General features: G+C 72.3%; 10 protein-coding genes, 1 tRNA gene, 1 other RNA gene and 1 pseudogene. 7 read left to right on the top strand and 6 right to left on the bottom strand.

Features of this window, described 5'->3' with window-relative positions:
* Positions 1-216: 216 nt before the first annotated feature.
* A tRNA-Ser gene (locus JWQ91_RS10270) sits at positions 217-301 on the bottom strand.
* A gap of 61 nt (positions 302-362) precedes the next feature.
* Between JWQ91_RS10270 and ffs the strand changes: the two genes are divergently transcribed.
* An RNA gene (ffs, locus tag JWQ91_RS10265) (signal recognition particle sRNA small type) lies at positions 363-459 on the top strand.
* Here the strand turns inward: ffs and JWQ91_RS10260 are convergent.
* From JWQ91_RS10260 to JWQ91_RS10240, 5 genes are all read right to left on the bottom strand, one after another.
* Entirely contained in the window at positions 457-714 is a 258-nt protein-coding gene (locus JWQ91_RS10260; RefSeq protein ID WP_297783246.1) for a hypothetical protein, read from the bottom strand. The two genes, ffs and JWQ91_RS10260, sit on opposite strands and share 3 nt — an antisense overlap.
* A gap of 56 nt (positions 715-770) precedes the next feature.
* A complete protein-coding gene (locus tag JWQ91_RS10255; RefSeq protein ID WP_297783243.1) occupies positions 771-944 on the bottom strand; it encodes a hypothetical protein in 174 nt (57 codons plus the stop codon).
* Positions 945-1,049: 105 nt separating this feature from the next.
* Positions 1,050-2,192 (bottom strand): acyl-CoA dehydrogenase family protein, encoded by a 1,143-nt coding sequence (locus tag JWQ91_RS10250; protein ID WP_297783240.1) that lies wholly within the window; start codon positions 2,190-2,192, stop codon positions 1,050-1,052.
* Position 2,193: 1 nt separating this feature from the next.
* A complete protein-coding gene (locus JWQ91_RS10245; protein ID WP_297783237.1) occupies positions 2,194-3,372 on the bottom strand; it encodes an acyl-CoA dehydrogenase family protein in 1,179 nt (392 codons plus the stop codon).
* Positions 3,373-3,416: 44 nt separating this feature from the next.
* Positions 3,417-4,733 (bottom strand): threonine/serine exporter family protein, encoded by a 1,317-nt coding sequence (locus tag JWQ91_RS10240; RefSeq protein WP_297783234.1) that lies wholly within the window; start codon positions 4,731-4,733, stop codon positions 3,417-3,419.
* Between the two features lie 62 nt (positions 4,734-4,795).
* On the opposite strand from JWQ91_RS10240, the gene JWQ91_RS10235 reads away from it, so the two are divergent.
* From JWQ91_RS10235 to JWQ91_RS10215, 6 genes and pseudogenes are all read left to right on the top strand, one after another.
* Positions 4,796-5,782: an alpha/beta hydrolase gene (locus JWQ91_RS10235; protein ID WP_297783231.1), complete on the top strand. Its 987-nt coding sequence runs from the start codon at positions 4,796-4,798 to the stop codon at positions 5,780-5,782.
* Positions 5,783-5,846: 64 nt separating this feature from the next.
* Positions 5,847-7,844 carry a DNA polymerase III subunit gamma and tau gene (locus JWQ91_RS10230; RefSeq protein WP_297783229.1) on the top strand — a complete coding sequence of 666 codons (1,998 nt, stop codon included), beginning with the start codon at positions 5,847-5,849 and terminating at the stop codon, positions 7,842-7,844.
* Positions 7,801-9,753 (top strand): annotated as a pseudogene (locus JWQ91_RS10225) (aminodeoxychorismate synthase component I); the annotation flags it as partial. The gene JWQ91_RS10230 and the pseudogene JWQ91_RS10225, both read left to right, overlap by 44 nt.
* A 129-nt stretch (positions 9,754-9,882) precedes the next feature.
* Positions 9,883-10,521, top strand: a complete 639-nt coding sequence (locus JWQ91_RS16480; RefSeq protein ID WP_366521375.1) for an aminodeoxychorismate/anthranilate synthase component II — start codon at positions 9,883-9,885, stop codon at positions 10,519-10,521.
* 132 nt (positions 10,522-10,653) lie between these two features.
* Positions 10,654-12,453 (top strand): amidohydrolase family protein, encoded by a 1,800-nt coding sequence (locus tag JWQ91_RS10220; protein ID WP_297783224.1) that lies wholly within the window; start codon positions 10,654-10,656, stop codon positions 12,451-12,453.
* Between the two features lie 5 nt (positions 12,454-12,458).
* The coding region (locus JWQ91_RS10215; protein ID WP_297783221.1) for a TetR/AcrR family transcriptional regulator at positions 12,459-12,979 on the top strand (521 nt) is incomplete at its 3' end.

Here is a 12,979-nt window from a genome sequence, read left to right as displayed (position 1 = left end):
CGGGTGAGGCGTGGGTTGCGCCGGGTGAGGCGTGGGTTGCGCTGGGGTGAGGCGTGGGTTGCGCCGTGGGCCGCGCCTTCGGTGAGCTCTTCGGCTCGCGGCGAGGGGGTGGGCGGTCCTTCGCCTCACCACGGAGGCGGGCCTCCGCCGGGTACATATGCGAAGGAACCAGCTCAGTCTGTTCTTCCAGACTGAAACTGGCTCCTTGCGTTTCGGCGGAGGATAGGGGATTCGAACCCCTGAGAGCTTTCACTCAACCCGCTTTCCAAGCGAGCGCACTAGGCCACTATGCGAATCCTCCGTCGAGAAGGCTACCGGTCGTCCCCGGCTTGGGGCGAACCGGGATGGCTCCGTATGATGGGGGCAGCCCCTCGCGTGGCGACACATCACCCAACTCCCCCAGGGCCGGAAGGCAGCAAGGGTCAGTGAGCTCTGTCGGGTACGCGAGGGGTCCTTTCATGCCCGGGACACCGCCCCAGCTCGTGGGTCGGGCCACGGAGACGAGATCCTCGTCGGCGGCCGGCTCGTCAGGATCACGCCGAGGACCGTCGCGGTCAGCGGGATCGTGAGGTCGCCGCCGATGCCGATCGCCATGAAGCTCGGCATCAGGTCGAGCATCCCGGCGTCCTGGCCGAAGATCGCGACCGAGGCGATCGCGACCCCACAGGTCGAGCGTCCGCTCGACGGGGGTCGCGAGACTCGTCGATCGCCCACACCGCGAGGGCCGCCGTCGCGATCCCGAGCGGGACGTTGATGAAGAAGATCCACCCCTATACGCGCTGATGATCGCGCTGACCCTCGTGACGGGGGAGCCCGGCGCGGAGACCGCCGTCGAGCCGGCCGATCGCGACGAGGCGCAGGCCGCCAAGCTCGCGCTGCTCGAGTCGCTGCCGCAGGACCGCTATCCCCGGCTCCGCGATCGACATCTTCGTCGCCGGGGTCATGGCCGACGCCAGGGCCCTGACTCGCCCCTGAGCGGTGCGCTGGCGCCCGGGACGGGCGTGTGGCGTCCGTGGACGCCAACGCACCGCCCCGGGGCGGGCGGGTCGTTACGGCAGGGGTTCGACCACGGTGTGGCCGCCGAGCGCCTTCGACAGGGCCGTCAGGTGGTGTCGGCCGTCGCCGAGGGCGTGGTCGATCGCGGTGAGCCGGCTCATGTAGTGCCCGACGCTGTACTCCGCGGTCTTGCCGATCCCGCCGTGCAGCTGGATCGCCTCCTGGCCGCTGTGCCGCCCGGCCTTGCTGACCTGCAGCTTGGCGCGCGAGGCCGCCTCGAGGAGGTCGGCCGGGTCGCCGCCGTCGAGCTCGACCAGCGTCGCCCAGGTGACGGTGCTGCGGGCCAGCTCCAGCGAGACGTACATGTCGGCGGCCCGGAACGTCAGCGCCTGGAACGTCATCAGCGGGACGCCGAACTGCTTGCGGGTCTTGAGGTAGTCCCGTGTCGTCTCCAGCGCGAACGACATCGCGCCGAGCGACTCGTGACCGTACGCGATCTGCGCCGAGGCGATCGTCGCGGCGATAGCGGCCGACTGGTCGGCCCCGGGCTCGCCCAGCGGGACCGCCGGGGTCGAGGCGAACGCGACATGGGCCGCGCGGCCGCGGTCGAACGTCGGGTACGACGTGCGGGTCAGGCCGTCGGCGTCGGGCTGGACCAGGAACAGGCCCGTCCCGCCGTCGACCGCGGCGCTGACGATCAGCAGGTCGGCGCGCGCGCCGCCCAGCACGGGCTCCTTGACGCCGGTCAGCGTCCAGGAGTCGCCCGAGCCGGAGGCCGTGACCGTCGCGACCTCGCTGTAGCGCGAGCCCGGCTCGGTGTGCGCGAACGCGGGGACGAGCTGTCCCTCGGCGAGGGCGCCGATGATCTCGGTCTTCTGCGCCGGGGTGCCGGCCGCGGCGATCAGGCCACCGGCGAGCACGACCGCCTCGACGTAGGGCTCGGGGGCGATGACGCGCCCGATCTCCTCCGCGACGATCGACACCTCGACGGGACCGGCGCCGAAGCCGCCGTCCTCCTCGGCGAACGGGAGGCCGAGGGCGCCCATCTCGGCGAGCCGCTGCCAGGTCTTCTCGTCCCAGCCCGGATCGGTCTTGGTGACCTCGCGGCGGGTCTCGGTGGAGTCGTACGCCTTGGAGAGCAGTCCGCGGACGGCGTCGCGCAGCGCGGTCTGCTCGGAGTCGAGTGTGAAGTCCATGTCAGCCCCTCAGTCCCAGGATCGTCCCGGCGATGATCTGTCGTTGCACCTCGTTGGAGCCGCCGTAGATCGACGCCTTCCGGAAGTTGAGGTAGTTGGTCGTGGCGGTTCGGGCGAGGTCGGGGACGTCCGAGCCCTCACCCGCACCCGTGGCCAGCGCGTTGGGGCCGGCGATGTCGACCCACAGCTCGGTCACGGCCTGCTGCAGGACCGTGCCCTGCAGCTTGAGGACCGACGAGGCGGGGTGCGGCTTGCCGTCGGCGGAGTTGGCGACGACTCGCAGCGCGGTGAGCTCGAGCGCCAGCAGGTCGTTCTCCAGCTCGGCGATCTGCGCCGCGAGCAGCGGGTCCTCGAGCAGCGAGGTGCCGCCGGGGCCGGCCGTCGCGGCGTACTCCTTGGCCTGCGCCAGGGTGCGCTTGGTCGAGCCCACGGGGGCGACGCCGACCCGCTCGTTGCCGAGCAGGAACTTGGCGTAGTCCCAGCCCTTGTTCTCCTCGCCGACGAGGTTCTCCGCCGGCACGCGGACGTTGTCGAAGAAGACCTCGTTGACCTCGACGCCGCCGTCGATCAGCTCGATCGGGCGGACCGTCAGGCCCGGGGACGTCATGTCGATCAGCAGGAACGAGATGCCGGCCTGCTTCTTGGCGGCCGGATCGGTACGGACGAGGGTGAAGATCCAGTCGCCGTACTGGCCGAGGGTCGTCCACGTCTTCTGGCCGTTGACGACGTACTCGTCGCCCTCGCGCACCGCGGTCGTGCGCAGCGAGGCGAGGTCGGAGCCGGCGTCGGGCTCGGAGAAGCCCTGCGACCACCAGATGTCGAGGTTGGCCGTCCGGGGCAGGAAGCGCTCCTTGATCTCCTGCGAGCCGAACGCGGCGATGACCGGGCCGACCATCGAGGCGTTGAACGCCAGCGGCGGCATGACGCCGGCCAGCTGCATCTCCTCGTGCCAGATGTGCCGCTGCAGCGGGGTCCAGTCCTTGCCGCCCCACTCGACGGGCCAGTTGGGCACGGCGATGCCGGCGGCGTTCATGGCACGCATCGACCGGACGATCTGGTCCTTGGACAGCTCGCGGCGCGCCGCAACGGTGTCCCGGATGTCCTGGGGAATCTGGGTGGTGAAGAACGTACGCATCTCCTCGCGGAACTCGACGTCCTCATCTGACAGCTGCAGTCTCATCTGATCCTCCTGGGGGGAAACCTACTGGCGCGTAACCCTTGATATCACCTGACTGGCCACCGCCGCTTGGCGCGTGCGCGCAGGGGGCCGACCAACCGTGGCCCGGAGAGGCGCTGCTCGAGCCGGCGGGACTCGCGGCGCAGCGGCTGCGCGACATACTCCCCGAGGATCACGCCGGCCGCCAGGGACACCGCGATCGCGATCGCGCTGATCATCGCCAGGATGCCGGCCAGGTCGTCGTCGGCCAGGAGGGACAGCCCGCGGTAGATCGACAGGCCGGGCAGCAGCGGGACGATCCCGGACACCACCACGACGAGCGGCGGCACGCGGGCCCAGCCGGAGACGGTGTAGCTCACGAAGCCGATGAAGATCGCGGCGACCGCGGCGGGCCACGCCCGGCCGACGTCGTGCTCGACCAGCAGGATGTAGATCGCGGCGGCGCCGCCGGCGATCACCGCGATCGGCGCCAGGATGCGCTTGGGGGCGTACGCCGCGTAGGCGAAGGCCGCGGCACTGATCGCCGCTCCCGTGACCATGAGGGGGAACCGGGACAGGCCCGCGGCGTTGGGGTCCAGGGCGATGTCGACCCCGAGCATCCCGCCTACCGTCAGGCCACCGCTGACCCCGACGATGACGCCGACCGTCGACATCATGACCTCCAGGATCCGGGCCCCCGCGGTGATGTAGAAGCCGGTCAGGGCGTCCTGGATCGCGCCGATGAAGCCCAGCCCGGCGAGCAGCATGACGATGCTGGCGGTGATGACGAGCGACGGGTCGACCCCGACGTCGAGGGCGCTGACCCCGACCGCCAGCAGCGTCGCGAACAGCCCGCCGGCGACCTGGGCGTAGAAGAACGGCAGCCGCAGCCGGGACAGGTAGCGCTGCAGGATCTCGACCCCGATCGCCGCGACCGCCGCGACCGCCGTCACGACCAGGTCACCGCCGATCAGCAGGGCGATCCCCGCGCCGATGGCGCCCCAGCTCAGTGACACCGCCCAACGGGGCCGCTCGTGCCCCGTGGAGGCGACCTGAGCGAGCCGGGACCGGGCCGCCTCCAGGTCGATCTCGTCGGCCAGCAGGTCGGCGACGAGCTGGTCGACCCGGGTGAGGTCGGCGAAGTCGGTCTCGCGGTGGTTGATGTGGCGGGTCAGGCTGAGCATCGGCTCGTCGAAGCTCGGCTGGTGGCTGATCGCCAGGGACGTGAAGGTCACGTCGACGAGGACCTGTCGCAGGCCCAGGTGGTGGGCGATCGAGGACATCGTCGCGGTCACGTCGGCGGCGCCGGCGCCGTTCGACAGCAGCATCTCCCCGACGCGCAGCGCCAGGTCGAGCGTGCGGTGGATGTCGCGTGTCTCGGCCATGCCGTCCATCATGCTGGCCGGTCCTGAGCACGCGGCCCCCGGCCGGGCGTACGCTCGAGCCCATGACAGAGTGGAGGCCCGACGAGCTGGGCGACGGCTACGAGAAGCGGACGATCCCCCTGGGCGCCGACCCCGATGGCGAGGGCACGATCGAGGCGACGCTGGTACGCCGCTCGGCCCCCACGACGGCCGAGGCCGCCGTCATCTACGTCCACGGCTTCAGCGACTACTTCTTCCAGAAGGAGCTCGCCGACTTCTTCACCGAGCGCGGATTCGCGTTCTACGCGCTGGACCTGCGCAAGTGCGGCCGCTCCCGGCAGGCCGGCCAGACCGGCCACTACGTCTCCGATCTCGCGCTGTACGACGCCGAGCTCGACGAGGCGCTGGCGATCGTCCGCGCCGAGACCGGCGGCCGGCCCGTCGTGCTGGCGGCGCACTCGACCGGCGGCCTGATCCTCCCGCTGTGGCTCGATCGGCTCAACCGGCGTCCCGGCGGCTCGCAGGGCGCCGGCATCGCCGGGCTGATCCTCAACAGCCCGTGGTTCGACCTGCAGGGCAAGCCCGCGATGCGCACCGTCGGCACCCGGGTCATCGAGGGCATCGCGAAGGTCCGGCCCAAGTCGGTCATCAAGCTGCCGCCCACCGACGCGTACGGCACGAGCCTGCACGTCAGCGCCCACGGCGAGTGGGACTTCAACACGGTCTACAAGCCGCTCCAGGGCTTCCCCGTGACGTACGGCTGGCTGACCGCGGTCCGCAAGGGGCACTCGCGGCTGCACCGCGGGCTCGATGTCGGGGTCCCCTCGCTGGTGCTGCGCTCGGGCCGGACGCGGTTCGCCCGGGCGTACTCGCCCGACGTCGACGACGCCGACGCGGTGCTCGATGTCCGGCAGATCGCGAAGTGGGCCGGCTGCCTCGGCGGCTCCGTGACGTCGCTGCCGGTCGAGGGCGCCCGCCACGACGTGTTCATCTCCAAGGACGGGCCGCGCAAGGCCGCCTACGCCGCGGTCGACACCTGGCTCCGGGCCACCCGCCTCCTCGCGAGCTGAGCTCCGGCCGCGGGCGGTGTGCGCGGGGTCGTCAGTGTCGTGACGGGTCGATAGAGTTCACAGCGTGGATGCCCCCCTCGCGCTGTACCGCCGCTACCGGCCGGAGACGTTTGCCGAGGTGATCGGTCAGGAGCACGTCACGGACCCCCTGCGCCACGCCCTGGCGGCCAACCGGGTCAATCACGCCTATCTGTTCTCCGGGCCGCGCGGCTGCGGCAAGACGACCAGCGCGCGCATCCTGGCCCGGGCGCTCAACTGCGAGAAGGCACCGATCGCGGACCCGTGCGGCGAGTGCCAGTCGTGCCGCGACCTGGCCCGCGGCGGACCCGGCAGCATCGACGTCATCGAGATCGACGCCGCGAGCCACGGTGGCGTCGACGACGCGCGTGACCTGCGGGAGCGGGCGTTCTTCGCCCCCGTCAGCAGCCGCTACAAGGTCTACATCATCGACGAGGCCCACATGGTCTCCCCGCAGGGCTTCAACGCGCTGCTCAAGCTCGTCGAGGAACCCCCGCCGCACCTGAAGTTCATCTTCGCCACGACCGAGCCCGACAAGGTCATCGGCACGATCCGCTCCCGGACGCACCACTACCCGTTCCGGCTCGTCCCGCCCAAGGCGCTGGGCGACTACCTCCTGCAGCTGTGCACCGCCGAGGGCGTGTCGCTCGAGCCGACGGCGCTGCCGCTCGTCGTGCGTGCCGGGCAGGGCTCGGTGCGTGACACGCTCAGCGTGCTCGACCAGCTGCTCGGCGGGGCCGGCCCCGCCGGCGTCACGTACGAGCTCGCGGTCCAGCTGCTCGGCTACACCCCCGACTCGCTGCTCGACGAGGCGATCGACGCGTTCGCCGCCCGGGACGGGTCGACCGTGTTCGGCGTCGTCGACAAGGTCATCGAGTCCGGCCAGGACCCGCGCCGGTTCGCCGAGGACTTCCTGCAGCGACTGCGTGACCTCGTGATCGTGGCGGCGGTGCCCGATGCGCTCGACAAGGGCCTGCTCGACGTGCCGGGGGACCGGGCCGAGCGCCTCGTCGCCCAGGCCGGCGGCTTCGGCCCGTCCGAGCTGACCCGGGCGGCCGACATCGTCAACGCCGCGCTGATGGAGTTCCGCGGCGCCACGGCGCCGCGGCTGCTGCTCGAGCTGATGTGTGCCCGGATCCTGGTGCCCGGCTCGGACAACTCGACGCAGGGCTTCCAGGCCCGGCTCGACCGGCTCGAGCGCCGGCTGGGGGTGGACGGCGCCGGTGCCGTGGCTCCGGTCGCCGCTGCCCCGGCTCCCGCTGCCGCGCCCGCCCCTGCTGCCCCGGCGCCCGCGCCGGTGCAGGAGATCGCGGTGCCCCGCACGATCGAGCCCGTCGCCCCACCAGCGCTGGTCGAGCCCGTCGAGGCGACCCCGGTCGCGACGCCGCCCGCCCCGCCCGCCGAGGTCGTCCGGCCCGCCACGGCCGCACCCGCCGCCGAGATGCCGGCCCCGGTCGCGCCGCCCGTGGAGGCCAGCCCCGCGGCAGCGGCCCCCGCTGCCGCAGCCCCCGTTGCCGAGGCCTCGGCCGGCAATCTCACGATCGCCGACGTCCGCCGGCTGTGGCCCGAGATCCTCGACAAGATCCGGGACCTGCGCCGGTTCGCGTGGGTCATGCTGAGCCAGAACGCGCAGATCACGGGCCTGGACGGCTCGACGCTGACGATCGCGCTGGTCAACGCCGGTGCACGCGACTCCTTCATCAACAGCAAGTCCGACGAGTACGTCCAGAAGGCCCTGCAGGAGGTCCTCGGGGTCACCTGGCGGATCGAGGCGATCGTCGACCCGAGTGCCCGCCCCGGGGTCCCCGACGACGAGCCGCGTCAGGCCCCGACCGCTCCCGCCGCCCCGCCGACGCCCGCCGCGACGATGCCCGACTCGGTGCGCCAGGCGATGCGCGATCCCGGCACGCCCCAGGCCCGGATCGACCCCGACGCCGCGGCCGACCGCAACGACCCGGTCATCGACAACGAGGAGATCGACCCCGAGGCCCTGCTGAGCCGTGAGCTGGGGGCGCAAGTCATTGACGAGACCCGCAACGACTGAGCTCGTCCGGCAGCGTCTCGACCTGACGATCGGACCGCTGGACGTCCTGCGCCTGTTCCGTGGCCGGGACCGGCTCGTCGCGCTGCTCGGGGCCTGGCACCACGGCGAGGCACTGATCGCCTTCGACCCGGTCGAGGTGCTCGACGGGGACCCGTTCACCGGCATCGACCTCGAGCCGCTCCCGGCCGGGGTCGCCGGCTTCGGCGGCGGCTGGATCGGGGCGTGGGGCTATCAGCTGGGGCGCCTGGTCGAGCAGCTCCCCGCCGCGCCGCACCGGCCCTTGCGGCAGCCCGACCACCGCATCGCGTTCTACGACCACGTGCTGCGGCTGACCGACGGCACCTGGTGGTTCGAGTCGCTGACCCGTGACCCCGCGCGGGACGCCGCGGTCCTCGCGACGCTGGCCGGGGCGCCGGCGGCCCCTCGGACGTACACCGTGGGGACCTTCGAGATGACGCCGACGCCCGCCGCGCACCGGGCGGCGCTGGGGCGGGTGCTCGACCACATCGCGGCCGGCGACATCTTCCAGGCCAATCTCTGCACCCGGCTGGAGGCGCCGTTCGACGGTGACCCGCTGGACGCGTTCTGCGCCGGGGTCGAGCGGCTCCACCCCGCCTACGCGGCCTACGTCTCCAGCCCCGAGGGAACGCTCGCGAGCCTGTCGCCCGAGCTGTTCCTGCGCCGGACGGGCGATGAGGTGCTGAGCTCGCCAATCAAGGGCACCGCACCGCTCGACACCGATCCGGACGAGCTCGTCGCCTCGGCCAAGGACCGTGCCGAGAACATCATGATCGTCGACCTGATGCGCAACGACCTGGGTCGGGTCAGCGTGCCGGGATCGGTCCGCGTCCCCGCGATCACCCGCGCGGAGCGGCACGCCGTGTGGCACCTCGTCTCGGACGTCGTGGGCCATGTCGGCCGGGGCGTGCGCGACTCCGACCTGCTGCGGGCGACGTTCCCGCCCGGCTCGGTGACCGGGGCCCCCAAGGTGCGGGCGATGGCGATCATCAACGACCTCGAGGCGACGGGGCGCGAGGCCTACACCGGGGCGATCGGCCACGTCAGCCCCGGCGCCGGGCTGGAGCTCAACGTCGTGATCCGGACGTTCGAGTTCCCGGCCGCGGCGGACCGGGTGTGGCTCGGGGTGGGTGGGGGAGTCGTGGCGGACTCGACCCCCGACGGCGAGCTCGCCGAGTGCCTCGTCAAGGCCCGGCCGCTGGTGGAGGCGATCGGCGGGGTCCTCGACCTCGTGGCCGAGGCGCCAGCCGTGGCGCCGACCCCGGTCACCGGGTTCTCGGACGCCCCGGCGGTCGACCACTCGGCCGGGATCTACGACACCCTGCTGGTCGTCGACGGGGTCGTGGTCGACCTCGACGCCCACCTGGCCCGGCTCGACGCCAGCGTCCGGGCGGTCCACGGGACGACGATCCGGGCGGGCCTGGACGAGGCCGTGGTCCGGCGGGCGGGTGGCCTGGTCGGGCGGCAGCGCCTGCGGGTCGACGCGGTCCCGGCGGGTCCCGACGTGCGGGTCACGATCAGCACCCGGCCGATCGACGACGACGCCGAGGCGTGGACCCTCGTGCCGCGCACGATCCCCGGCGGGCTGGGCCAGCACAAGTGGGCCGACCGCAGCGCCCTCGAGCACGACGGCCCGCCGACCGAGGACCTGCTCCTGGTCGCGGAGGACGGCGCGATCCTGGAGACCGGGCGGGCCAGCCTGTTCGTGGTCCACGACGACGGCGTCCTGACCCCGCCGACGGACGGCCGGATCCTGCCCGGCACGGCCCGCGAGCGGGTCGTCGAGATCCTCCGCGCGGCCGACGTCCCGGTGTTCCAGCGCCGGCTGACCGCGACGGACCTGGCCGCCGCGAGCGAGGTCTTCGCGACCAACGCGCTGCGCGGCGTCGTCCCGGTCACCGCCTGCCGGGGCATCGGCGACTGGCCCGTCGGGCGGACGACGGCATGGCTCCGCACCGAGCTGCTGCGCCGCTGGTCCGCCCCGGGAGGCGGTGCGCTGGCGTCCACGCCGGCGCCGCAGGTGGACGCCAGCGCGCCGCCTCCCCGGGCCCGGGTCCTGTTCATCGACAACTACGACTCGTTCGTCTACAACCTGGTCCAGTACGTCGGGGAGCTCGGCGCCACGACCGAGGTCGTCCGCAACGATGCCGTCACCGTCGACCAGCTCGTGGCGGCCCGGGAGCGCGGGGAGTTCACCCACCTGGTCGTCTCGCCCGGACCCGGCACCCCCGCCGAGGCCGGGATCAGCTGCGAGGCGATCCGCCGGCTCGGCCCCACGACCCCGACGCTCGGGGTCTGCCTCGGCCACCAGGCGATCGGCGAGGTCTACGGGGCGACGGTCGTCCGCGCCGCCGAGGTCGTGCACGGCAAGCCCTCGTTGGTGCACCACGACGGCGCCGGGGTCTACGCCGGGCTGCCGTCCCCGCTGGTCTGCGCCCGCTACCACTCGCTGGTCATCGATCCCGCGACCCTGCCGGACGAGCTCGAGCCCACGGCCCACACGGCGTCCGGGATCGTGATGGGCGTGCGCCACCGGACCCACCCCGTCGAGGGAGTCCAGATGCACCCGGAGTCGATCCTGACCGCCCGAGGTCACGACATGCTCCAGAACTTCCTCTCCGCGACCGGCGCACAACCATCCGCGACTGGCGCAAGCTGAAGAAAACGAGACGGCGTGTCGTCCATTTCTGCGCCACTCGCGGATCGGTGTGCGCCAGTCGGTACGCAACCCTGGACATAGCGAGAGGTCACTCGCTATGTTGGGCCGTCCCGACAATGTGAGGACGATCACATGCACGAGCTCGACCTGGTCATCGCTGGTGGCACCTACTTCGACGGCACCGGCGCGCCGGGCGTCATCGCCCACGTGGGCGTCAAGGACGGCAAGGTCGCCGTCGTCAGCCCGACCCCGATCCAGGTCGCGGCGGGCACCCGGGTGGTCGACGCCACCGGCCAGTGGGTCATGCCGGGCTTCGTCGACGCCCACACCCACTACGACGCCGAGGTGCAGGTCGCGCCGGGCCTCAACGAGTCGGTACGCCACGGGGTGACGACGGTCCTGGTCGGCAACTGCTCGATCTCGACGGTCTACTCCACGCCGCTGGACATCGCCGACCTGTTCAGCCGGGTCGAGGCGCTGCCCCGGGCGCACGTGCTGTCCTCCCTGGAGGAGGCCAAGACGTGGACGACGCCGCAGGGCTGGGTCGACGCCCTCGAGCGGCTGCCGCTCGGCCCGCACGTCGCCTCGTTCCTCGGCCACTCCGACGTCCGCGCCAGCGTCATGGGCATGGGCCGCTCGACCGACCCGGCGCAGAGGGCGACCGCGGGGGAGAAGGCCGAGATCGAGCGCCGCCTGGAGGACGCGCTCGACGCGGGCTTCCTCGGCATCTCGACCATGACCAACCCGTGGGACAAGCTGGACGGCGACCGCTACCGCTCCCGCTCGCTCCCGTCGACGTACTCGAGCTGGAAGGAGTTCCGCGGCCTCAGCCGGGTGCTCCGCCGTCGCGGCCGGGTCCTGCAGGGCGTGCCCAACCTCAACAAGAAGTACGACATCGCGTTCTACCTCGCGACCGCGACGGGGATCTTTCGCAAGCCGCTGCGGGTGTCCCTGCTGGCCGCCGCCGACACCAAGGCCGAGCCCTGGGTGCAGCGGATCTTCGAACCGCTGGCGTTCCTGGCCAACAAGATCGGCCGCGGCCGCTTCACGTGGCAGCACCTGCCGACGACGTTTCGGGTCTGGGCCGACGGGATCGACCTGGTCGTGTTCGAGGAGTTCGGCTCGGGCCGCGAGGCGCTGCACCTGCGCGAGGAGATGGGCCGCAACGAGCTGCTGACCGACGAGGCCTACCGGCGCTGGTTCCGCCGGGACTTCGACAAGCGCTTCTCCCCGCGGGTCTGGCACCGCGACTTCGACGACGCCGAGATCACCGAGTGCCCCGACGCGTCGCTGATCGGGATGATGATCGGCGACGTCGCCCGCCAGCGGAAGCTGCACCCCGTCGACTGCTACCTCGACCTGGTCGTCGAGCACGGCACCAGGCTGCGCTGGAAGACCAACATCGCCAACACCCGCCCGGACGTCCAGGACAGCCTGGTCAACCGCTACGGCATCACGATCGGGTTCTCCGACGCCGGGGCGCACCTGCGCAACATGGCGTTCTACAACTTCGGCATCCGGCTGCTCAACCGCGTCCACCAGGCCCAGTCGAAGGCCAGGCCGTTCATGACGGTCGAGAAGGCGATCTTCAAGCTGACCGGCGAGCTCGGCGACTTCTACGGCATCGACGCCGGCCGGATCCAGGTCGGCGACCGGGCCGACATCGTGGTCGTCGACCCGGCCGGGCTGAGCGACGAGGTCGACAGCTATCACGAGGCGCTGATGCCCGAGTTCGGCAACATGAGCCGGATGGTCAACCGCAACGACGCCGCCGTCACCGCGACGGTCGTCACGGGCGAGGTCGTGTACGACCGCGGGGACTTCGCCGAGGGCTACGGCCGCACGCTCGGGACCGGCCGGTTCCTGCGGGCCGGCGAGGCCCGCGGCACGGTCGCACCGGTCCGGCGCCTCGATCCGGTGGTGGCACAGTAGGGGTCGTGACGGCGCCCCCTCGACGTACCCAGGCGGAACGTCGGGAGGGCACGATCGCGGCCGTCGTCGACGCGGCGGTCGAGCTGCTGGGCGAGGTCGGGTACGCCCGCACGACGACGACCGAGATCGCCCGGCGGGCCGGGGTGTCCCAGGGCGGCCTGTTCCGGCACTTCGAGTCCCGCCTGGACGTCATCCTGGCCGCCGCGGACGCCGTCCGGAGCCGCCAGTTCGTCGACTTCCGGGCCGGGCTCGGCGCGATGACCGAGTTCGATGTCGCCGAGGCGGTCCGGCTCCTGCGCCGCGCGACCCGGGCCCCGATCAACGCCGCCTGGTACGAGCTGCTGCTCGCGGCGCGCACCGACACCGAGCTGCGGTCCCGCCTGGAGCCGCTGGCCGAGCGCTACCACCGCGAGATCATCGAGATCGGCCGGACGCTGCCGATCGCCGGGGCGATGCCGACCGCCGAGCTCGACACGATCGTCCTCGGCATCGTGCACATGCTCGACGGCGAGGCGCTGTCGGCGAC

Origin of the sequence: Aeromicrobium sp. (assembly GCF_025965075.1) — a bacterium.
GTDB lineage: Bacteria > Actinomycetota > Actinomycetes > Propionibacteriales > Nocardioidaceae > Aeromicrobium.
Note: the sequence above shows the minus strand (reverse complement) of the source record. Positions and strands in the feature narration are given on the sequence as shown.

Bases quoted from the DNA above. Each gene is read 5' to 3' on its own strand.
- JWQ91_RS10255 (WP_297783243.1), bottom strand. From the start codon at position 944: ATGACCCCGGCGACGAAGATGTCGATCGCGGAGCCGGGGATAGCGGTC.
- JWQ91_RS10250 (WP_297783240.1), bottom strand. From the start codon at position 2,192: ATGGACTTCACACTCGACTCCGAGCAGACCGCGCTGCGCGACGCCGTC.
- JWQ91_RS10245 (WP_297783237.1), bottom strand. From the start codon at position 3,372: ATGAGACTGCAGCTGTCAGATGAGGACGTCGAGTTCCGCGAGGAGATG.
- JWQ91_RS10240 (WP_297783234.1), bottom strand. From the start codon at position 4,733: ATGGCCGAGACACGCGACATCCACCGCACGCTCGACCTGGCGCTGCGC.
- JWQ91_RS10235 (WP_297783231.1), top strand. From the start codon at position 4,796: ATGACAGAGTGGAGGCCCGACGAGCTGGGCGACGGCTACGAGAAGCGG.
- JWQ91_RS10220 (WP_297783224.1), top strand. From the start codon at position 10,654: ATGCACGAGCTCGACCTGGTCATCGCTGGTGGCACCTACTTCGACGGC.